The organism is Brevundimonas sp. MEB006b (genome assembly GCF_030209705.1).
In the GTDB taxonomy this organism is placed as follows: domain Bacteria; phylum Pseudomonadota; class Alphaproteobacteria; order Caulobacterales; family Caulobacteraceae; genus Brevundimonas.
This window is the reverse complement of the sequence record NZ_JARVRL010000005.1, coordinates 230,751-250,517: the sequence shown is the minus strand read 5'-3', so window position 1 is coordinate 250,517 and position 19,767 is coordinate 230,751. Positions and strand designations below refer to the sequence as shown.

At 66.4% G+C, this 19,767-nt stretch carries 19 protein-coding genes and 3 tRNA genes; 10 read left to right on the top strand and 12 right to left on the bottom strand.

The features are described from left to right. Positions 1 to 98 precede the first annotated feature (98 nt). Positions 99 to 2,159 carry a lytic transglycosylase domain-containing protein gene (locus tag QRN13_RS07630; RefSeq protein WP_284877451.1) on the top strand — a complete coding sequence of 687 codons (2,061 nt, stop codon included), beginning with the start codon at positions 99 to 101 and terminating at the stop codon, positions 2,157 to 2,159. Here QRN13_RS07630 and QRN13_RS07625 read toward each other — a convergent pair. From QRN13_RS07625 to QRN13_RS07610, 4 genes are all read right to left on the bottom strand, one after another. Continuing rightward, a complete protein-coding gene (locus QRN13_RS07625) occupies positions 2,153 to 2,908 on the bottom strand; it encodes an ABC transporter ATP-binding protein (RefSeq protein WP_284877450.1) in 756 nt (251 codons plus the stop codon). The two genes, QRN13_RS07630 and QRN13_RS07625, sit on opposite strands and share 7 nt — an antisense overlap. Then, positions 2,905 to 3,894: a FecCD family ABC transporter permease gene (locus tag QRN13_RS07620; protein WP_284877449.1), complete on the bottom strand. Its 990-nt coding sequence runs from the start codon at positions 3,892 to 3,894 to the stop codon at positions 2,905 to 2,907. The genes QRN13_RS07625 and QRN13_RS07620 overlap by 4 nt, the downstream gene beginning before the upstream one ends. Beyond that, the gene (locus QRN13_RS07615) at positions 3,891 to 4,616 is read right to left on the bottom strand and encodes an ABC transporter substrate-binding protein (protein ID WP_284877742.1); all 726 of its coding nucleotides are present in this window, start codon (positions 4,614 to 4,616) and stop codon (positions 3,891 to 3,893) included. The genes QRN13_RS07620 and QRN13_RS07615 overlap by 4 nt, the downstream gene beginning before the upstream one ends. 74 nt (positions 4,617 to 4,690) lie before the next feature. After that, entirely contained in the window at positions 4,691 to 5,320 is a 630-nt protein-coding gene (locus tag QRN13_RS07610) for a TetR/AcrR family transcriptional regulator (RefSeq protein ID WP_165116822.1), read from the bottom strand. Positions 5,321 to 5,524: 204 nt separating this feature from the next. Between QRN13_RS07610 and QRN13_RS07605 the strand changes: the two genes are divergently transcribed. Genes QRN13_RS07605 through QRN13_RS07595 form a run of 3 tightly spaced genes read left to right on the top strand, consistent with a single transcriptional unit; the run spans position 5,525 to position 8,565 of the window. Then, on the top strand, positions 5,525 to 6,841 hold the full coding sequence (locus QRN13_RS07605) for a glycosyltransferase family 2 protein (protein ID WP_284877448.1): 1,317 nt from the start codon (positions 5,525 to 5,527) through the stop codon (positions 6,839 to 6,841). Between the two features lie 18 nt (positions 6,842 to 6,859). Further along, a complete protein-coding gene (locus tag QRN13_RS07600; protein WP_284877447.1) occupies positions 6,860 to 7,771 on the top strand; it encodes an RsmD family RNA methyltransferase in 912 nt (303 codons plus the stop codon). Then, positions 7,768 to 8,565: a TrmH family RNA methyltransferase gene (locus QRN13_RS07595; protein ID WP_284877446.1), complete on the top strand. Its 798-nt coding sequence runs from the start codon at positions 7,768 to 7,770 to the stop codon at positions 8,563 to 8,565. Before QRN13_RS07600 ends, QRN13_RS07595 begins: the two co-directional genes overlap by 4 nt. Here the strand turns inward: QRN13_RS07595 and QRN13_RS07590 are convergent. Together QRN13_RS07590 and hrpB are read right to left on the bottom strand one after the other, a co-directional pair. Further along, a complete protein-coding gene (locus QRN13_RS07590) occupies positions 8,562 to 9,839 on the bottom strand; it encodes an MFS transporter (RefSeq protein WP_184278177.1) in 1,278 nt (425 codons plus the stop codon). The two genes, QRN13_RS07595 and QRN13_RS07590, sit on opposite strands and share 4 nt — an antisense overlap. Positions 9,840 to 9,895: 56 nt before the next feature. Next, the gene (gene hrpB, locus QRN13_RS07585) at positions 9,896 to 12,322 is read right to left on the bottom strand and encodes an ATP-dependent helicase HrpB (protein WP_284877445.1); all 2,427 of its coding nucleotides are present in this window, start codon (positions 12,320 to 12,322) and stop codon (positions 9,896 to 9,898) included. Between the two features lie 145 nt (positions 12,323 to 12,467). Between hrpB and QRN13_RS07580 the strand changes: the two genes are divergently transcribed. Then, on the top strand, positions 12,468 to 14,042 hold the full coding sequence (locus QRN13_RS07580; RefSeq protein ID WP_284877444.1) for an amino acid permease: 1,575 nt from the start codon (positions 12,468 to 12,470) through the stop codon (positions 14,040 to 14,042). A gap of 120 nt (positions 14,043 to 14,162) precedes the next feature. On the opposite strand, the gene QRN13_RS07575 is transcribed toward QRN13_RS07580, so the two are convergent. The 4 genes from QRN13_RS07575 to QRN13_RS07560 form a co-directional block, all read right to left on the bottom strand. Further along, positions 14,163 to 14,247 (bottom strand) — tRNA-Leu (locus QRN13_RS07575). A gap of 49 nt (positions 14,248 to 14,296) precedes the next feature. Beyond that, positions 14,297 to 14,659, bottom strand: a complete 363-nt coding sequence (locus QRN13_RS07570) for a hypothetical protein (RefSeq protein WP_284877443.1) — start codon at positions 14,657 to 14,659, stop codon at positions 14,297 to 14,299. Between the two features lie 68 nt (positions 14,660 to 14,727). Continuing rightward, positions 14,728 to 15,243, bottom strand: a complete 516-nt coding sequence (locus QRN13_RS07565; protein ID WP_045810805.1) for a Dps family protein — start codon at positions 15,241 to 15,243, stop codon at positions 14,728 to 14,730. Between the two features lie 125 nt (positions 15,244 to 15,368). Next, positions 15,369 to 15,442 (bottom strand) — tRNA-Gln (locus tag QRN13_RS07560). Between the two features lie 201 nt (positions 15,443 to 15,643). Between QRN13_RS07560 and QRN13_RS07555 the strand changes: the two genes are divergently transcribed. Continuing rightward, positions 15,644 to 15,720: transfer RNA gene (locus tag QRN13_RS07555), tRNA-Pro, on the top strand. 60 nt (positions 15,721 to 15,780) lie between these two features. Here the strand turns inward: QRN13_RS07555 and ilvC are convergent. Then, positions 15,781 to 16,815, bottom strand: a complete 1,035-nt coding sequence (ilvC, locus tag QRN13_RS07550) for a ketol-acid reductoisomerase (protein ID WP_284877442.1) — start codon at positions 16,813 to 16,815, stop codon at positions 15,781 to 15,783. Here ilvC and QRN13_RS07545 point away from each other — a divergent pair. The 3 genes from QRN13_RS07545 (at position 16,814) to QRN13_RS07535 (ending at position 18,597) form a co-directional block, all read left to right on the top strand. Continuing rightward, entirely contained in the window at positions 16,814 to 17,356 is a 543-nt protein-coding gene (locus tag QRN13_RS07545) for a DUF924 family protein (RefSeq protein ID WP_284877441.1), read from the top strand. The two genes, ilvC and QRN13_RS07545, sit on opposite strands and share 2 nt — an antisense overlap. Positions 17,357 to 17,446: 90 nt before the next feature. Next, a complete protein-coding gene (locus QRN13_RS07540) occupies positions 17,447 to 18,292 on the top strand; it encodes a thymidylate synthase (RefSeq protein ID WP_284877440.1) in 846 nt (281 codons plus the stop codon). After that, the gene (locus tag QRN13_RS07535; protein WP_284877439.1) at positions 18,292 to 18,597 is read left to right on the top strand and encodes a nucleoside triphosphate pyrophosphohydrolase family protein; all 306 of its coding nucleotides are present in this window, start codon (positions 18,292 to 18,294) and stop codon (positions 18,595 to 18,597) included. The genes QRN13_RS07540 and QRN13_RS07535 overlap by 1 nt, the downstream gene beginning before the upstream one ends. Here QRN13_RS07535 and QRN13_RS07530 read toward each other — a convergent pair. Then, positions 18,594 to 19,181 (bottom strand): hypothetical protein, encoded by a 588-nt coding sequence (locus tag QRN13_RS07530; RefSeq protein ID WP_284877438.1) that lies wholly within the window; start codon positions 19,179 to 19,181, stop codon positions 18,594 to 18,596. The two genes, QRN13_RS07535 and QRN13_RS07530, sit on opposite strands and share 4 nt — an antisense overlap. 57 nt (positions 19,182 to 19,238) lie before the next feature. On the opposite strand from QRN13_RS07530, the gene QRN13_RS07525 reads away from it, so the two are divergent. Further along, a complete protein-coding gene (locus tag QRN13_RS07525) occupies positions 19,239 to 19,766 on the top strand; it encodes a dihydrofolate reductase (RefSeq protein WP_284877437.1) in 528 nt (175 codons plus the stop codon). Position 19,767 lies beyond the last annotated feature (1 nt).

Below are 19,767 nucleotides of genomic sequence, written 5' to 3'. Positions count from 1 at the left end.
GACGATGGACGGATGTTCATCGCCTTTGCAATGAGCGCGGGACGTTAGGTCGCCAGCGGCTCCGCCGCAACCGGGATTGAATGGGAACAGGACAGATCATGATCGCGACCAGTCTGGCGGCGGCCCTCGCCGTCCTTGCGCCGAACCCGCAGGACGTCCTGCCCACCCAGCCTGTGCCCTATGCCTCGGCGTCTTCGTCCGTGCCCGGCTATTCGGCGACCTATCAGGGCCGCGTGCTGAGCGATCAGGACACGGCGCTGTTTCGTCAGGGGCTGGCGGCGGCCCGTGCGCGCGATGTGTTCGGCGCCCAGTCCGCCATGTCGCAGATCAGGGACGCCTCGGCTCGGAAACTAGTCGAATGGGCGCTGATCGACACCTCGGGCGAGCAACTGTCCTACTCGGACCTCGCGCGCGGTCAGTCCGATCTGGCGGGATGGCCGCGCGGCGAATCGCGACGCGCCGCCGCCGAAAAGGTGCTGGACCGCTCCGGCATAGGCGCGGACGCCGCCCTAGCCCTGATGTCTGACGGCAAGCCGACGACGGTCGAGGGGGCTATCGCCTACGCCTCCGCGCTGCAGCAGCGCAGCCGCCAGGATGAGGCCCGCGCCCTCGTCCGCGACTGGTGGCGCACCCGGTCGTTCGATGACGCGCCGCAGTCGCGTATCCTCGGCCAATGGGGTTCCTGGCTGACGCCCGCCGATCACGAGGCGCGGCTGAATATGCTGCTGCTCGGTCCGCACGGACCGGCGACGCGCAGCATGATCAATCTGGTCTCGCCCGATCGCGCCGCCATCGCGAACACGGTCATGACCCTTCGGTCGGCCTACAGCCCCGACGCCGTCATGGCCAATCTGACGCCCGCCCAGGCCGCCGATCCGGCGGTCGTGCTGGAGCGCGTTCGCCTACTGCGATCGCAAAACCGGCAATCCGAAGGCTTTGCGCTGCTGGCCAATCTTCCGCCGGCGCCGGGCCACACGACCGGCGACAACACCCTGTGGAGCGAGCGCCGCAACTACTTCCTCGACGCCCTGCAACAGGGCAACTGGCGCGCGGCCTATGACGCCATGAACGGCCACGGCTTCACCTCGGGCGACCGGATGGTGGACGCCGAGTTCTTCGCCGGTTGGGTCGCCCTGACCAAGCTGAACCAGCCCGAAGTCGCCGCCCGCCATTTTGAAGCCCTGCGCACCGCATCATCCACGCCGATCACTCAGGGCCGCGCCTTCTACTGGCTGGGTCGCGCCGCCGAGGCGCGCGGCGAACGCGACGCCGCCCTCGCCTATTATCGCAACGGCGCCCAGCACTGGCAGACCTTCTATGGTCAGTTGGCGGCCGAGAAGGCGGGGATGACGACCCTTCAGCTGCCGGGGGAACCTGTGCCTTCACAGGCGGACATCGCCCGATTCGAAGGCAATGAGATCGTCCGCGCCACGCGGATTTTGGGCGAGACCGGCGAGATGAGCTTGCTGCGCGTGTTCGCCTATCAGCTGGACAATGACCTGCCGACCATCAACGACCTGGCCCTGCTGATGGACCTGTCGCGCGGGTATGGCGAGGGTTTCACCGCCATGATGGTTGGGCGCGCCGCCAGCCAGCGGGGCTTCGTCATGCCCGAGCGGATGTATCCGGTCCGCGTCCCGCCCCAGGTCGCCGGCGCCGCACCGCTGGAATTCACCCAGGCGATCACGCGCCAGGAATCCAGCTTCGATCCCCGCGCCCGCTCCGGCGCCGACGCGCGCGGCATGATGCAGTTCCTGCCGTCCACCGCCTCCGGCGTCGCCCGCCGTCTGGGCATGAGCTATTCCGCCGAGCAGTTGTGGGATCCCGACTACAACATGACCCTGGGCAGCTATCACCTGGGCGAGCTGATGGCCGCGAACAACGGCTCCATGCTGCTGGCGACGGTCGGCTACAACGCCGGACCGGCACGCCCCAACCAGTGGATCGCCCGTTGCGGCGACCCGCGCGGCGATGCGATCAGGACGATCGACTTCATCGAGTGCGCGCCCTTCACCGAGACGCGCAACTACATGATGCGGGTGATGGAAAACATGGCGGTCTACAAGGCGCGCCTGAACGGCGGCACGGCGCCGCTGACGCCCTCGGCCGACATCTCGCGCGGATCGGCGGCCGGCGCGCGGCCCTACATCGCCTACTGAGCGCGGCGGGCCGCCAGCAGCGGCCCGCTCGGCCCCTCGATCCACTCGCCGTCCAGCCCGAAGACCTCGCGCAGGACGGCGGGCGCCAGCGCCTCCATCGGCGCGGCGTCAGCGACTACGCAGCCCTGATCCAGAACCACGACGCGATCCGCCACGGCGGCAGCCAAGGTCAGGTCATGTAGGCTGACCAACACCCCCGCCCCACCGTCGGCCCTCGCCCTCAACCGTTCGAGCACAAGCCGCTGCGCATCCGGGTCCAGCCCCGCAATCGGTTCATCGGCCAGCAGCAGCGGGGCATAGACCACCAGGGCCCGCGCCAGCAGAACCCGCGCCCGCTCTCCCCCCGACATCTCCGCCACGCCGCGATCCGCCAGATGACCGGCGCCCATCTCATTCAGCGCCGCCCTGGCCCGCCCCAAGGCCTCGGCCCCCGACAGGAAGGGCGCCCCCAGGGCCGTGACCTCGATGGCCGGCAGGTTCCAGGCGATGCGTCGCTCCTGCGGCAGATAGGCCGCCCGTTCCGCGCGCTGACGATGGGACAGGTCTGTGATCTGCGTCCCGCCCAGCCGGACCTGACCGCCGGTGACCGTCAGCAGGCCGACCGCCGCGCGAATGGCGCTGCTTTTGCCCGCCCCGTTCGGCCCGCAAAGAGCCACGACCTCGCCCGCCGCGACCGACAGACTCACCCCCTCCAGCACAACGGCCTTGCCCAGCCGCGCCTGAACCGTCTCCAGCGACAACAGGCTCACAGCCGCCACTCCCGCGCCGCCCGCCAGGCGATCAGGGCGAACAGCGGCGCGCCGATCAGGGCGGTGAACACGCCCAGCTTCAGTTCCTGATCCGTCGGCGTCAGTCGCGCCAGCAGATCCGCGACGATCAGCATCAGCCCGCCCGCCAGCGCCGAGGGCGCCAAGATTCGCTTCGCATCGCCGCGCACCGCCGCGCGGACCAGATGCGGCGCCGCCAGGCCCACGAACCCGATGACGCCCGCCACCGCCACCGCCGCCCCTGTTGCCAGGGCCGCCGCGATCAGGGCGAAGGCCCGCAACCGTCCCATATTCAAGCCCGACGCCGCCGCACCCTCGTCGCCCAGGGTCAGCATCCGCAGACCTGTGCCCGACAAGGCAGCAAAGCCCCCCGCGACGACAACGGCCGGCGTCACCCAGGCCACATCGACCCAGCTTCGATTCTGCACCGATCCCAGCAGCCAGGACATGACCTCGGCCGAGGCGATCGGCGATGGCGACAGGTTGAAGATCAAGGCTGTCCCCGCGCCTGCGAAACTGGACACCGCCACCCCGAACAGGATCAGGGCCTCCGGGGCCCGCATGGCTCTGGACGCCGCGATCAACAGTCCGCCCGCCAACGCCGCGCCCGCCAATGCCGAAAGCTCGACCATTCCCGGCACAGCCGCAGCGCCAAGGACGATCGCCAGCGCCGCGCCCAGGGCTGCCGTCGCCGACACGCCCAGTACGCCGGGATCGGCTAGCGGATTGCGCAACAGCCCCTGCATCACCGCGCCTGCCAACCCCAGAGCCGCGCCGACGACTAGGGCGCAGACCGCGCGCGGCGCCCGCACCCGCCACAACACCTCGGCTGGACCGGATGTCGGATCGCTGAAGGCAGCCGCGTACTGATCGACGCTGAACGCCGTCTCGCCGGCCAGCACCGCCAGGGCCAGCGCCGCGACGATCAAGCCGATCAGAACCAGGCACAGCCGAACCGTTCTGTTCACGGCCGCCCCTTGGCCATCATCTCAACCGCATCGGCGGCGAACCACGCGGGGCAGGTCAAGGTCGCGGCAGGCAGGCGCGCCGCCGTTCGACCCTCGGCCGCTCGCGCGACAACCGGATGCCGCCCCGGTCCGCGCAGGTCGGCGCGCAGCTGATCGAAGAAGCCGAGCACAAATCGCACCGGCGGATTCATCGCGATCCGCTCGACGCTGAGTGCGCCAAAACCGGGCGCGGCCGACAGATTTAAAAATCCGGCCGCCCGCATCATTGCATCGATCAGCGTGCCTGGCCCTGCGGTGAAGCCCCCCGAGGTCAGATAGACTGCCCCCGGCGCCTCAGCCGCGCGCTTCACCGGCGCCGCTTTGGCCAACTTCCCGTCCATCTGTCGCTCTAACGCCTGTCCGCGCTCAGCCTGTCCCAAATCCCGCGCCACAGTCCGGATATTCCGTCGTACGCCCTCCAGATCAATCGCATCATCGATTGTGACCACCTTGACGCCGCGCTGCGTCAGCGCGGACAGTAGGCGCGGCTCGCCACCCCAGTAGCGCACCACGACGTCAGGCTGAAAACCCACGGCGGCCTCAAGTGTCGGACGCAAACGCTTGTCACCGACCGCCTGCCGACGCAGCCAGGCGTCCGGATCGTCGGCGCGGGGCGACAGCGCGAGGTCCGCGTCCGGCGCCAAGGCCAGCACATATTGATCCGCGCATTGATCCAGCGCCATGATCCGCAAGGGCCGCGCCTCAGCCACGCTGCTGCTGCTGAAAGCCAGAGCCACCAAGGCGACGCAGATACGCTTCATCCTTCGATCAGACCGGCGAATAGGGCGTCCAAAGTCGTGCGAACCAGCGCCTGCCGATCAGACCACGGGAAGTAGGGCTTTGTGATCATGAGAGACACGATCCCATGCGCCGCAGCCCAGATCGCCTGGGCGATCGTGGCGGGATCGCCTTTCATGCGTCCGGCCGTCACGGCGTCGCCGACGGTCGCTTCCAATGTCGTGAACAGGCTGGAGCCGAGCTCGCGCGCCGCGTCCTGAGCGCCGTCTCGCGCCTCCACCGGTCGCGTCAGATAGATCAGGCGATAGGCGTTGGGATGGGCGAAACCGAAGTCGATATAGCCCTCGATCATCCGCCGCAGCCGCTGCTCGGGCGGCGCGGCCTCATCGGCGACGGCGGCATTGGATGCGATCAGCCGCGCAAAGGCGTCACGACAGATTTCCTGCAAGATCGCGCCCTTATCCGGGAAATGCATATAGAGCGCCGTGGACGATAGCCCGACCTCATCCGCAATCTTGCGAATCGTCGCGCCTTCATAGCCGTGCTCGACGAAGATGCGCTCGGCCGCCGCCAGGATTTCGCCCCGCCGCGAATGGCCTTCGCCCTTGGGCTTTCGGGTCGTGCGCGAGGCGTTCGAAAGTTCAGACAAGCCGTTGCTCCGGGTGAGGCGCCCTGAATAGCGAAAATCCATCCCGGACGCCAACCGACTTGCAGAACAAGGTTGTTTCAAATAGTGATTAGGGGTTGTGGCGCTTTGGGGGCGGATGCGGTGAAGGATTGGGCGCATCCAGGGATCAGGCCCCGCCGAAACGGCGCCTCACGACGCACGCCCAGCGGTTTCCAGATCACGACCTTGATCCTGCTTATCCTGACATCCGTCGCAGCGCTGATCCACTGGCCTGCCGTCGCGATCGACTTGGGGCTGGTTCTGTTTCAGGCCGCATTCGTGATCTGCGCTTTGTGGAAGGCCGTCATCGGCATCGCCAGCCTGCGACGCCCTGCGCCCGCTGCTCGTCCGATCGAATGGCCGCGCTACACCATTCTGGCGGCGCTTTATGACGAGGCGGCCGTGGCGCCGCAGTTGATCGCCAACCTCAGCCGGATCGACTATCCGGCGCACAGATTGGAGGTCTTCATCGTGTTGGAGGCGCATGATGAGGTCACACTGGCCGCAGCCCAGGCGACAGCCAAACCGCCGTGGCTGAAAATCCTGATCGCCCCTCCGGGCAGCCCCCAGACCAAGCCGCGTGCTTTGAACTACGCCTTGGGTCACGCGCGGGGCGATCTGGTCACCATCTATGACGCAGAGGACCGACCGCATCCGCAACAGCTCCGCCAGGCGGCGGCGCGTTTCGTCGCCCAGCCCCGGCTGGGTTGTCTTCAGGCGCCACTTCGCATCCGTGGATCCGGCAAGCCTGGCTCCTGGTTTCTGGATCGGCAGTTCGCCTTTGAATATGCGGCCCTGTTCGAAGTGACTCTGCCGGGCATGGCGCGGCTGGGGCTGCCTTTCCCGCTTGGCGGCACCAGCAATCATATCCGCATGACGGCGCTGCGTGGCGCAGGCGGCTGGGATGCGCACAATGTCACCGAGGACGCCGACCTGGGCTTTCGCCTGTGGTCGATGGGCTGGAAGCTCGGCGTCATCGACAGTCCGACGTGGGAGACGCCGCCGGGCGCGATGGACCGGTGGCTGCCCCAGCGCACCCGGTGGCTGAAGGGTTATATGCAGACCTGGGGCGTGCATACGCGGCGTCCCAACGCCTTGGGCCGGCGCGGAATCTTGTCGCTGGTCATGACCTTGGGCGCGGCGATCCTTTCGGCGGCCGCCCATGCGCCAACGCTGGCCTGCCTCGTTCTAGCCGTCGCCGTCTGGGCGCTTTCCGGCGTCTTGCCGCCCCTGCCCGGAGGCTCACTAGGCGTGCTGGCGTTGGGCGTCATCGCCGCCTGGATGAGCTGTGCGGTGGGAGCACGGCGGGCAGGGCTCGATTATCGGCTGGGCGATGTGCTGGCTGCGCCGGCGTACTGGGCGCTGCTCAGCCTGGCCTTCGTCCATGCAGCCTGGCGGCTGGCGGTCGAACCGCACGTCTGGGACAAGACCCCGCACGATCGCGACGATCAGATGCCGGAATTGACCGTCGTGGCGCTGGACGCTGGACGCGAGGCGGCCTGAGCGCCTATCAGCCCGACGATGGCGCCCGTCCTTTCCAAAACTCCCGAAATGCTCGTGACCTCCGGCTGGTCCGACTATGCCCTGCTGGACAGCGGCGACGGCAAGAAGCTGGAGCGGTACGGCCGCTACACCGTGGTTCGGCCCGAACCGCAGTGTTTCTGGTCGCCCCGCGATCCGAAAGCCTTCGAAAACGCGACAGCGACGTTCGATCCGCAGCAGGAAGAGGAAGACAGCGGTCGCTGGCGGTTCGACAAGCACGGCCCCATAGACGCCTTCCCTTTGAAATGGCGCGATGTGAAGTTCACCGGCAGGTTCACCCCCTTCCGCCACCTCGCCTTCTTCCCTGAACAGGCGGCCAACTGGGAATGGCTGGACGGACGGGTGCGAGACTTCTCACGTTCGAGCGGCCGTGCTCCGAAGATCCTGAACCTGTTCGGCTATACCGGCGTCGCCAGCCTGGCTGCAGCCGCCGCGGGCGCAGAGGTCACTCACGTCGACGCCTCCAAGAAGTCGGTCGCCTACGCGCGCGAGAACGCCGAACAATCGGGCCTGGCCCAGCATCCGATCCGGTGGATCGTCGAGGACGCGCGCAAGTATGTCGCCCGCGAGGTCCGTCGCGGCTCGAAATACGATGGCGTCATTCTGGATCCGCCCAAATATGGGCGCGGCCCTACGGGCGAAGTCTGGCGCCTGTTCGAGGACATGCCTGGTCTGCTCAAGGACTGCGCCGCCCTGCTGGCTGACGATGCCGATTTCCTGCTGCTGAACGCCTATGCGGCTCGCGTGTCCGGCCTGTCCCTGGCGCATCTGATGGGCGAGGCGACGCAGGATCGCGGCGGCCGGATCGACTGGGGCGAACTGGCCCTGTCCGAAGACGGTCCGGACGCCCGCGCCATCGGCCTGTCCTTCTTCGCGCGGTGGAGCCAATGACCGAACGCGTCATCACCTCCCTGACCAACGACACGGTCAAGGGCGTCCGCGCCCTGCATATGCGCAAGGAACGCGACCTGACCGGGACCTTCCTCGCAGAAGGGCTGAAGTTCATCGGCGAGGCGCTGGACCAAGGGCGCGCGCCCCGGATGCTGCTGGTCGGCGAGGACGCGCGTCCTCATCCGCTGCTGGACCGCGCCAAGGCGGCCACGCTCAAGGCCGGCGGCGATATCATCGTCGTCACCCACGCCATCCTCGAAAAGATCAGCCGCCGCGACAATCCGCAGACCGTGCTCGGCGTGTTCGAACAGGCCTATGCGCCTCTCGACAACCTGAACCCCGCTTCGGCCCCCTGCTGGGTCGCGCTGGAGCAGGTGCGCGATCCCGGCAATCTGGGCACCATCATCCGCACGGCGGACGCGGCCGGTTGCGGCGGGGTCATCCTGATCGGCGATTGCGTCGATCCCTATTCGGTGGAGGCCGTGCGCGCGACCATGGGCTCGGTCTTCGCCGTCTCGATTACCAGAACGACGCCTGAGGCTTTCCTGACCTGGCGCAAGAACTGGCCCGGCAGCGTCGTCGGCACCCGGCTGGACGCCAAGGTCAGTCACCGCTCGGCCGTCATGCAACAGCCGTCGCTGATCCTGATGGGCAATGAACAGGCCGGCCTCACCGACGATTTGGCCGCCGCCTGCGACGTCAACGTCAAGATTCCGATGCGCGGCCGCGCCGACAGCCTGAACCTGGCCATAGCCACCGGCATCATGGTCTATGCCGCGACGGACGAACCCTAGCGCTTCTCCTCCGGCGCCACCCGCCCCATGCCCCAAAGCGCGGCGATGGTAACCAGGGCCGAAATCGCCAGATAGCCGCCGACGGCTCCCGGCCCGAACCGCTCTGCCAGCTTCAGCGCGACATAGGGCGCAAGCGATGCGCCCAGGATGCCCGCCAGATTAAAGGCCATCGACGCGCCGGTGTAGCGCACCGCCGTCGGGAACGGCCGCGCCATGGCTGCGCCGATGGGGCCATAGGTGCAGCCCATCAGGGCGAACCCCAGCGCAAAGAAGATCAGCAGGCCGCTGAGGCCGCCCCCAAACAGCGGCGCGAACAGAAAGCCGAACAGGCCGATCCCCACGGACGAGGCGATCAGCACCCTGACCTGCCCGTATCGATCCGCCAGCAAGGCTGTCACGGGGATGAAGGCGGCGAAGAACAGTACGCCGATCAACTGGATAGGCAGCACGTCGGCCCGGGCCAATCCCATCCCTGTCGTCGCCCACCCCAGGGCGAAGACGGTCATCAGATAGAACAGGGTGAAGGTCGTCACGCCGCTGAACGTCCCCAGAACCAGCGCCGCCTTGTGATGGGCAAACAGGGTCACGGCGGGCGCCTTCACGCGCTCGTCACGGTCCACCGCCTTCTGGAACTCGGGCGTCTCGGTGATCTTCAGCCGCACCCACAGGCCGACGAACACCAGGATGGCGCTGGCCAGGAACGGAATTCGCCAGCCCCAGCCCTCGAACGCGGTCTCGCTCATCGTCGACGTCAGAACGATGAAGGATGTGGTGGACAGGATGAAGCCGATGGGCGCGCCCAGTTGGGGGAACATGCCGAACCAGGCCTTCTTTCCGGGCGGCGCGTTCTCTGTCGCCAGCAACACCGCCCCGCCCCACTCGCCGCCCAGGCCCAGCCCCTGACCGAACCGGCACAGGGCCAGCAGCAGGGGGGCCAGCAGGCCGACCTGCTGGTGCGTCGGCAACAGGCCGATGGCCACCGTCGACAGGCCCATGGTCATCAGCGCCGCGACCAGCGTCGCCTTGCGTCCCACCCGGTCCCCAAAATGTCCGAAGGCCAGGGCGCCGATGGGCCGCGCGAAGAAGGCGATGGAAAAGGTCGCGAAAGAGGACAGCAGAGCCGTCCCTGGATCCTCGCCGGGAAAGAACAGCGTCGGAAACACCAGGACGGCCGCTGTGGCGTAGATGTAGAAGTCGAAAAACTCGATCGTCGTGCCGATCAGGCTGGCGAACAGCACGCGGCCGGTAGAGTTCTTCGGCAGGACGTCGGACATCTTCTTCTCCCGGTTGTCCCAGCGATGCCCGTTTCCCTCCCGCCGCGTCAAGGCGATCAGGTACCTCGCGGCTTGACCCGGTTCGTCGCCTGCGCCTCGGCAGGGTTTTCCGGCCACGGATGACGGGGATAGCGGCCGCGCATCTCCGCGCGCACCGCCGCCCATGAGCCAGACCAGAAGCGCGGCAAGTCCTTGGTGACTTGCACCGGCCGTCGCGCCGGCGACAATAGGGCGAGGGTCAATGGCACGCCGCCGACGGTCGGATGTGTCGTCACGCCGAACAGTTCCTGCACCCGAATATCCACGCGCGGTCCGCCCTCGGCGGCATAGTCGATGTTCGCTGAGCCCAACGGCGTGACCAGACGCGGGGGCGCCAGCTCGTCCAGCCGCCGCTGTAGGTCCCAAGGGATCAGTCCGCGCAGGGCCTCGGCCAGACGACCGTCAGCTATCCCATCAAGCGATTTTGCCCCCTCCAGGAGAGGCCACAGCCAGTCCTCACGCGCCGCCAGCAGGGCGTTATCCGACACATCAGGCCAAGCTGGGTCGCGCGCGTGCAGGAAGGCCAGCCGGGCGCGCAGTCCCGACGCCTGCTCGCCCCATTTCAGCGCGCCCAGCCCATCCGCCTCGATCTCGGCCCGAAGGGCGGCGGTCAAGGTCTTCGCATCCGGCGCGCCGACGATCTTTTCGTCCAGCACGATGGCCCCGATGCGTCGCGAGCGCCGGATCACCGACCGCCCCGACGGTTCGCGCGCCAGCCGGTCCTCCGTCGAGATCAGGCGCGCCAGATCGCTGTCGATCCGGTCCGCCTCCAGCGCCGCCGCCAGTCGTACCCGGTCGCGCGTGTCACCGCCGCCAAGTTCGGCGATCGCCAACCAAGGCTCACGCGCCAGATGGTCAGTCGCCTCCAGCACGGCTCCTCTCCCGCTGGCGAGAAGATATTCACCCGCCTTGCCCCGCGCCTTTGCGATCCGCTCGGGAAAGGCCTCGGCCAGCAGCAGTCCAGAATCGATCGTCCGACCCGATCCGCCGCCCGCCGCGCGCGCCCAGCGCTGCGCCAGCTTGATCGAATCGCGCGCTCTCTGCGTCCGATCGCGCTCCAGCCCGATCAGGCGATCCGCCAGATCGACGCTCGATCCGCCCAGACCCGGCTCGCTCAACACCGCCGCGATCCGTGCGCCCGTCATCGCGTCGCCGGCGTCGGACGCCACGGCCACCAAATGGGCCAGCCGCGGCGACAGCGGGATCTTCGTCAGGCGCAGCCCGTGTTTCGACAGTCCGCCATCGGCATCCAGCGCACCCAACCGTGTCAGCACCTTGCGCGCCTCGGCCAAGGCTCCAGCCGGCGGCGGGTCGAGCAGGGCCAGCCCCTCCGCCGAGCGTGCGCCCCACCGGGCCAGGTCCAGGGCCAGCCCGGTCAGGTCCGCCTCCTGGATTTCCGGCCGTTGATGCGGGACCAACCCGCGCGTCTGTTCCTCATCCCACAGGCGGTAGCAAACGCCCGGCTCGGTGCGCCCGGCCCGGCCGCGCCTCTGTTCCGCGGAGGATCGGCTGACCTTGACCGTCGCCAGCCGGGTCAAACCGCTGGAGGGTTCGAATCGCGGCACGCGCGACAGGCCGCCGTCTATCACGACCCGCACGCCTCCGATGGTCAGACTGGTTTCCGCGACCGAGGTCGCCAGCACCAGCTTGCGCCGCCCCACAGCCGCCGGTTCGATAGCCCGGTCCTGTTCGGCCCGGTCCAGTCCGCCGTACAGGGGCACGACATCGATGTTCGGTAGCCGCAGCCGCTCGTTCACAAGCCGAGCGACCCGATGGATTTCACCCTGCCCTGGCAGGAAGACCAGCACCGACCCCGTCTCCTCGCCCAGCGCTGTCAGGCAGGCGCGCGCCACAGCCTCTTCGAACCGTTCAGACGGATTGCGGCCCAGATACCGGGTCTCGACCGGCCAGACCCTTCCCTCGGCCTCGATCACCGGCGCGCCGTCGAGCAGGCGCGAGACCCCGACCACATCCAGCGTCGCGGACATGACCAGCAGCCGCAGATCCTCACGCAGCAGCTTTTGAGTGTCTCTCGCCAACGCCAGCCCGAGGTCGGCGTCCAAGCTGCGTTCATGGAACTCGTCGAACAGGACCGCGCCCACGCCCTCCAGACCTGGGTCATCCAGAATCATGCGCGTGAAGACGCCCTCGGTGATCACCTCGATGCGTGTGTTCGGGCCGATCCTGCTCTGCAGGCGGGTGCGATAGCCCACCGTCCCGCCGGGCTGTTCGCCCAGAGTCGTAGCCATCCGGTCGGCGGCCGCCCGTGCGGCCAGGCGTCGCGGTTCCAGCACCAGCACCTTGCCGTCCAGCCAGGGCTGATCCAGCAGGGCCAGCGGCACGACCGTCGTCTTGCCTGCCCCCGGCGGCGCCGCCAGTACGGCCGTATTGCCCGCGCTCAGGGCGACTTTAAGCGGTTCCAGAACGGCGTGGATGGGCAGCATGCGTCGCCTCTAGCCTGCCGACAGGCGATCACGAAAGCGTCGTCGCGCCTTAACCACCCCGTCATGCGCGTTGCGCGCCGCCTCATCCGTCGCTAGCGTCCGCCCCAAGCAGCCGAGGGGCTGCATCAAAACGTGGGGGTATTTTATGTGGCGCGTTAAGTCGCTCGATGCGATCCTTGCCACGGCCGAGAAGAAGTCGCTTCACCGGTCGCTTGGTCCTATTCAACTAACGCTTCTGGGGATCGGGGCCATCATCGGCACCGGAATCTTCGTCCTGACCGCTTCGGCCGCCCAAAAGGCCGGACCGGGCATGATGATCAGCTTCGTCATCGCCGGCGCCGTCTGCGCGGTCGCAGCGCTCTGCTACTCCGAACTGGCGTCGATGGCCCCGGTTTCGGGTTCAGCCTACACCTACACCTACGCCGTGATGGGCGAACTGCTGGCCTGGACGGTCGGTTGGGCGCTGATCCTAGAATACGCCGTGGCGGCCTCGGCCGTGTCGGTCGGTTGGTCGGGTTATGTGCTGGGGCTGATAGAACAGGGGCTCGGATTCGATTTCCCCGACCTCCTATCCGCCGGGCCGACCTGGTCGATGAACGGCTTCATCCCGACGCCTGACTTTTCGGCCGGGATCGTCAACATCCCCGCCATCGTCGTGGCCCTGCTGGTGACGGCTCTGCTGATGGTCGGCACCACGGAATCGGCCCGGGTCAATGCGATCCTGGTGGCGATCAAGGTCGTCGCCCTGACGGTCTTCATCGTCATTACCCTGCCTGTCATTAAGTCGGCCAACCTGTCGCCGTTCGCTCCCAATGGCCTCTTCGGCCAATACTCGGGGATGGGCATCGTCGGCGCCGCGGCCTCGATCTTCTTCGCCTATGTCGGCTTCGACGCCGTTTCGACGGCGGCCGAAGAGACCAAGAACCCACAGCGCAACGTGCCCATCGGCCTGATCGGCTCTTTGGCCATCTGTACGGTCTTCTATCTGCTGGTCGCGCTCGGCGCTGCCGGCGCCATCGGCGCTCAGCCAGTTCTGGGCGCCGCCGGTGAAGCTGTTCAGCCGGGCTCGCCCGCCTTCGTCGCCGCCTGCGCCCTGCCTTCCAACGCCGAAATGCTGGTCTGCTCTAACGAGGCCCTGGCTCACGTTCTGCGCGTCGTTGGTCACCCCCAGATCGGCAACGCCCTTGGCACTGCCGCCCTGCTGGCCTTGCCGTCGGTCATCCTGATGATGATCTTCGGTCAGACCCGCATCTTCTTCGTGATGGCGCGCGATGGTCTGCTGCCGGAAGGCCTGACCAAAATCCACCCCAAGTGGAAGACGCCCTATATCGTGACCGCCGCCACAGGCATCGCGGTCGCCATCGCCGGCGCCCTGTTCCCGGTCGGTCAGCTGGCCGACATCTCGAACTCGGGCACCCTGTTCGCCTTCTTCATGGTGTCGATCGCGGTGCTGGTGCTGCGGGTCAAGGATCCGAACCGTCGCCGTCCGTTCCGTACGCCGCTGATCTGGGTGTTCGCGCCCCTGTCGGCGTTCGGCTGCGCCTTCCTGTTCTGGAACCTGCCGCACGACGCCAAGATGGTGCTGCCGATCTGGGGCGGCATCGGCCTGGTGATCTACTTCCTGTATGGCTATCGCAAGAGCCACCTGGGTCGCGGTCTGGTCGAGGTTCACGAAACGGACCGCGACGTCCCGCCGCCGCCCGTGCCGCCAATCAGCTAATACCAAACCGGGCCTGTCGCACCAATCGCGGCAGGCCCATCTATCGGCCTCAAGTAGCTCGCAAGGGCGATAGGCCAAGAATAAAGAAAGGCCCCGGATCGCTCCGGGGCCTTTTTTGTCTGGTGCGGATGAGAGGACTCGAACCTCCACGCCTCTCGGCGCTGGAACCTAAATCCAGTGCGTCTACCAGTTCCGCCACATCCGCATCGGGTAGGCGGTCGCCTCTAGAGGGTGACGCCGCTCAGGGCAAGACCTCAGCGACGGCCAGCGACCAGTTCGTTGCGAATGGAGCGTCCCAAGGGATCGCGGGCGCGCCAGGTGTCGCCGACATCGGCCTCGACCATTCGGCTGCAGAACCGCGGCAGGATCTGGCGCGGGCTGAAACCAGTCAGACAAATCTTTTCACCCTCGGCCGACCAGCGGGCCGCCACACGTCGTCCGTCCGAAAACTGCGAGGTGTAGCGCCCATCTGGCTCGAAATAGTGCCTGACCCACTGTCCGTTCGGATAATGGGACACGATCGTATTGCCGAACGCCTTGGACATATCGGCTGAGGCAGGCGATGCCGCCAGCACACCGACAATAGCCAAGCCGCAGATCACCGCACCCTGCTTCACACGCCCCTCCTGCGCCATCCATAATCGACTATCGACGATACATAAGACGGCGCAAGCGCTGCGGTTCCTCAGCCGTTACCGCGACGACCCGATTCGAACAGGAACCAGACGCGCTTCTCGCTCTCGTCGATCCAGTTCTCCAGCAAGCTGGCGGTCGCGACGTCGTTATGCTCGTCGCACAAGTCATGCACCTCGCGCATCCGGCCGATCAGTTCACCGTTGTCGTCGCGAAGCTCGGCCAGCATATCCAGCGGATCGACATAGTCGGCGTCATTGTCGGCGATGCGTGATTCCTTGGCGATCTGACCGATAGAGCGCAGCGTGGTCCCGCCGATCTTGCGCGCCCGCTCGGCCATCGGATCGGTCATGGCCAGGATTTCCGCCGACTGCTCGTCCAGCATCAAATGATAGTCCCGGAAATGCGGGCCCGAGACGTGCCAGTGGAAGTTCTTGGTCTTGATGTAGAGGGCGAACGTATCGGCCAGCAGCCCGGTCAGAGCGGCGGAAATGCTCTGGGTCGCCTCCTCCGACAGGCTCGTTGGCGTCTTCAGGGGCGCCAGGCGCTTTTCTTTGGCGGTGACCATCATCGTTCTCCTCAGCAGTAGTCTGCGGTCAAGCTAGGTAGCCGGGCATCCGAACGGAAGCCCTTTCGCAGATGATAATGCTGAAGCTGTAAAGTGGTTCGGCGGCGCCGACCTTTGTCGGCGGATGGCTGGGGAACTAGGACTCGAACCTAGAATGACGGTACCAAAAACCGTAGTGTTACCATTACACCATTCCCCAGCAGGACCGGCGTTTCCGAAGCACTCTGTGCGGCGGAGGCGGTCAGATACGCCAAGCCGTTTTGGGATGCAACACCCTCTTTCAGGACTATTTTCGCTTACCGTGAAGATGGGTCGAAATGGGCGCTTGCGGCCTATCGAACCCATGGCTATAAGCCGCGTCCTCACTTCGGGGCGACGCCGCCAGGCCAGCCCCCACGGTCGGAGTGTGGCTCAGCCTGGTAGAGCACTGCGTTCGGGACGCAGGGGTCGGAGGTTCGAATCCTCTCACTCCGACCATCTTCTCCTCAGAAAAATCGACGATGCGACAGCAGATCTTCGCCCGCTGTCAGAGCCGCGTCAGTCGTCGTTCGCCGCGCTCTCCATCGCCCGGCGCGCCACCGCATTCAGATGCGCGCCAACCGACTCGATAGACCTTGAGCCCAGCGCCTTTCGGCGCGCGGTCAGATCGGGCGATCCGGCGTCATAGTCGGCCATCAGCCGCCGCACGAACGCCCCGCCTTGAACCTCAGCCAACACCTGATCCATCGCCCGGCGAGACTCGGCTCCGATGACGCGCGGTCCGGTCAGATAGGCGCCGTATTCCGCCGTATTCGAAATCTTGGCGAAGGCGCCGGCGATGCCGCGTTCGTACATCAGGTCGGTCACCAGCTTGCTTTCATAGAAACATTCGAACCACGCCACTTCGGGCGGATAGCCGGCGTTGACCAGCTTCAAGAAGGCCGCGTCGATCAGTTCGGCGATGCCGCCGCACAGTACGACCTGTTCGCCGAACAGGTCGCTCTCGCACTCGTCGCGCATCGTCGTTTCCAGAATGCCCTTGCGCCCGCAGCCCAGCGCCGCCGCATAGGACAGGCCCAGGGCATGCGCGCTGCCCGTCGCGTCCTGCTGCACGCCAAACAGGCAGAAGACCCCCTCCCCGGCTTCGTACAGATCGCGGATGCGCGGCCCGATCCCCTTGGGCGAGGCCAGGATGACGTCCAGATCCGCGCGCGGTTCGACCAGGCCGAATCGCACCGACAGGCCGTGGGCGAAGACCAGGGCCGCGCCCGGCCGCACGTTCGGCTCCAGTTCGTCGCGCCACAGATCGCGGTGCGCCTCGTCTGACGTCATGACGGCGACCACGTCGGCGCCCGACGCGGCCTGCGCGGCCGTCATCACCTCGAACCCGTCGGCGCGCGCCAGGTCTCGCGTCTTGGAGCCGGACTTCAGACCCACCACGATATCGACCACGCCCGAATCGCGCAGGTTCAGCGCATGGGTGCGGCCCTGGCTGCCGTAACCGATCATGGCCACGCGCTTGCCGCGAATGATCGAAAGGTCGCAGTCGCGGTCGTGGAAGACAGGCAGCGGATTGGGTAGGGTCTGGGTCATGACCGCCTTCATAACCCCATCCGACGTCGTCGCCTTCTGGAAATGGGCTGGGCCCGAAAAGTGGTTCGCCAAGGACGAGGCGTTCGACGCCGACTTCCGCGATCGAGGCCACGCCCTGCATTGGGCCGCCGCGCGCCGCGAACTGGACGGCTGGATGGACACGGCCGAGGGCGCCTTGGCGATGCTGATCCTGCTGGACCAGTATCCCCGAAACAGTTTTCGCGGTACGGCGCATCAGTTCGCCACAGACCCGCTGGCCCTGATGTTCGCCAATCAGGTGGTAGCGCGCGATCTGCATCTGGCGGTCGAATCGGCTTTGAAGAACTTCCTGCTTCTGCCGTTCGAACATTCCGAACGGATCGAGGATCAGGACCGCTACATGGCCTTGGTCGCCGGCGACGCGGAGTTGGAGAAATGGGGCAAGCTTCACCGCGACATCATCGTCCGCTTCGGCCGCTTCCCGCACCGCAACGCCGCGCTGGGCCGCCACACAACGCCTGAAGAACAGGCCTTCCTCGAAGACGGCGGTTTTGGCGGCTGATTCGATTCCTGTGGACTCTCGTCAGACGGCCGCGATTTCTCGAAACACGAATCGGTTTTCTGAGGCAACCTGCGCCTCATGACCATCCAGATGATCCTTGCCGATGTTCAGTCGCGCGCCGGCGCCGCGCCCGTCGATCATCCGGAATGGCAGTATCTGAACCTGCTGCGCGACATCCTCGACAATGGCGTCCGTCGCGACGACCGCACCGGCACCGGCACCTTGGGCGTCTTCGGTCGCCAGATGCGGTTCGATCTGTCCAAGGGTTTCCCGGTCCTGACGACCAAGAAGCTGCATCTGCGGTCGATCATCGTCGAACTGCTGTGGTTCCTGCGTGGCGAGACCAACATCGCCTATCTGAAGGACAATGGCGTTCGCATCTGGGACGAATGGGCCGACGCCGAGGGCGAGTTGGGTCCGGTCTATGGCAAGCAATGGCGGTCCTGGACTGCGCCGGACGGCCGCGTCATCGACCAGATCGAGAAGCTGGTTCATGGGCTGAAGACCAATCCCAACAGCCGTCGCCACATCGTCACCGCCTGGAACCCGGCCGATGTCGACGACATGGCCCTGCCGCCCTGCCACTGCCTTTTCCAGTTCTTCGTCGCCGACGGAAAGCTCAGCTGCCAGCTGTATCAGCGTAGTGCCGACGTCTTCCTGGGCGTGCCGTTCAACATCGCCTCTTACGCCCTGCTGACGATGATGCTGGCCCAGGTGGTGGGGCTGGAGCCGGGCGATTTCGTCCACACCTTCGGCGACGCCCACCTTTATCTGAACCATCTCGAACAGGCCGAGCTTCAGCTGACTCGCGAGCCCCTGCCCCTGCCCGTCATGCAGATCGCGCCCAAGACCGACCTGTTCGCCTTCGACCTCTCGGACATCACACTCGAAGGCTACGAGGCCTGGCCGCATATCAAGGCGGCAGTCGCGGTCTGATGAACCTCAAGGACCTGCAGGCCGACGTCCTGCGCATCTCCGACATCTACGCCGCCGAACACGACATCGACCGTGACCGCGACTGGGCGCTGCTGAAGCTTCAGGAAGAGCTGAGCGAACTGACCGCCGAGCACCTGCGGCTGACCGGCCGCGCACGAGGCGCGCCCGACAGCCGGGCGCTGGGCGACGAGGCGGCGGATGTGCTGGGGATGCTGCTGATCTACTGCGCGCGGGCGGGTGTCGATCTGGATCAGGCCATGCAACGCAAATGGCTGAAGTGGCTGGACCATAAGACTGAAGCTTAGGCTTCGGGCGCAATCATGATCATCATCGTCAGGCGCCGAACCAGGTCCTGATCCGTAGTAATGCGTTCGACCACGATGCTGTTCTTCATCATGCCCATCTGCATGGTGGCGCGAAAGGCAATCGCGTCGCCCGGCGCGGCGATGAAGCCTTCGACCGTCGGCTTGCTCTGTTTGCCCGCCAGACCGCCGAACGCCATGGACAGCTGGTGGCCGCCCGGCGAGACCGAAATGGCGGTGAAGCGCGGGCTCTTCAGTTGGGCCACGAACTTGTCGTCCACCGACAGGTCCATGCCAGCGGCCTTGCCCACGAAGCCTTCGCGATAGACGATCAGCAAAGCCTGATCGTGAAACTGAGGGCGAAACGCCATTGCGGCCTGTTTCTGCTCCGCCGTCGCCGCCTTGCCCAGCTTTGTGCCCGCCAGATTGGCCATGATGTAAATGGTGAACACGCCCAAGAAAGCACCGACCATCATCGGCAGATAGCCGGCGTCGGCTCCGGCGGATGAGAACAAGAACGCCAGCCCACCGCTGATGACGAACGCGACTAGGAAACCGACCACGATGGCGGGGAGATACTTGCTCACAACGGGGCTCGCGTTCATTGGATGAGCCACCTCAACGCATCGATACGGTCAAGGTTCTTGCCCCAGCCCCTAATTTCCCTGGTCGTTGCGCGTGGACGCAACGGCGTCATCGGCCGAAACGGCGACCTGCCCTGGCGGCTGCGCAGCGATCTGCAGCGCTTCAAGGCCATAACTGTGGGCAAGCCCTGCCTGATGGGCCGCAAGACCTGGGAGAGCCTGCCGCTCAAGCCCTTGCCCGGTCGGCTGAACATCGTGCTGACGCGTGATGAATCCTACGAAACCGACGGCATGTCCAAAGGCGCGCTGGTCTGCGCCACCCTGGACGAAGCCATCGAGATTGGACGCGAGACAGCCGAGGACGATGGCGTCGATGAGATCTGCATCATCGGCGGTACCGCCCTGTTCGAGGCGTCCCTGCCCCGCGCCAGGCGCCTGTACATCACCGAGGTCGAGGCCTCGCCCGAAGGCGACGCCGTCTTTCCGGCATTCGACGAAACAGCCTGGGTCGAGGTATCGTCAGAATCGCACCCGGCGGGTGAGAAGGACGATCACGCCTTCATCTTCCGCGTGCTGGAACGCCGTTAGG

Coding starts and splice junctions, on each gene's coding strand:
- QRN13_RS07630 (WP_284877451.1), top strand. CDS start 99: ATGATCGCGACCAGTCTGGCGGCGGCCCTCGCCGTCCTTGCGCCGAAC.
- QRN13_RS07615 (WP_284877742.1), bottom strand. CDS start 4,616: ATGGCGCTGGATCAATGCGCGGATCAATATGTGCTGGCCTTGGCGCCG.
- QRN13_RS07600 (WP_284877447.1), top strand. CDS start 6,860: ATGGCGCCCGTCCTTTCCAAAACTCCCGAAATGCTCGTGACCTCCGGC.
- QRN13_RS07595 (WP_284877446.1), top strand. CDS start 7,768: ATGACCGAACGCGTCATCACCTCCCTGACCAACGACACGGTCAAGGGC.
- QRN13_RS07590 (WP_184278177.1), bottom strand. CDS start 9,839: ATGTCCGACGTCCTGCCGAAGAACTCTACCGGCCGCGTGCTGTTCGCC.
- hrpB (WP_284877445.1), bottom strand. CDS start 12,322: ATGCTGCCCATCCACGCCGTTCTGGAACCGCTTAAAGTCGCCCTGAGC.
- QRN13_RS07580 (WP_284877444.1), top strand. CDS start 12,468: ATGTGGCGCGTTAAGTCGCTCGATGCGATCCTTGCCACGGCCGAGAAG.
- QRN13_RS07565 (WP_045810805.1), bottom strand. CDS start 15,243: ATGGTCACCGCCAAAGAAAAGCGCCTGGCGCCCCTGAAGACGCCAACG.
- QRN13_RS07545 (WP_284877441.1), top strand. CDS start 16,814: ATGACCGCCTTCATAACCCCATCCGACGTCGTCGCCTTCTGGAAATGG.
- ilvC (WP_284877442.1), bottom strand. CDS start 16,815: ATGACCCAGACCCTACCCAATCCGCTGCCTGTCTTCCACGACCGCGAC.
- QRN13_RS07540 (WP_284877440.1), top strand. CDS start 17,447: ATGATCCTTGCCGATGTTCAGTCGCGCGCCGGCGCCGCGCCCGTCGAT.
- QRN13_RS07535 (WP_284877439.1), top strand. CDS start 18,292: ATGAACCTCAAGGACCTGCAGGCCGACGTCCTGCGCATCTCCGACATC.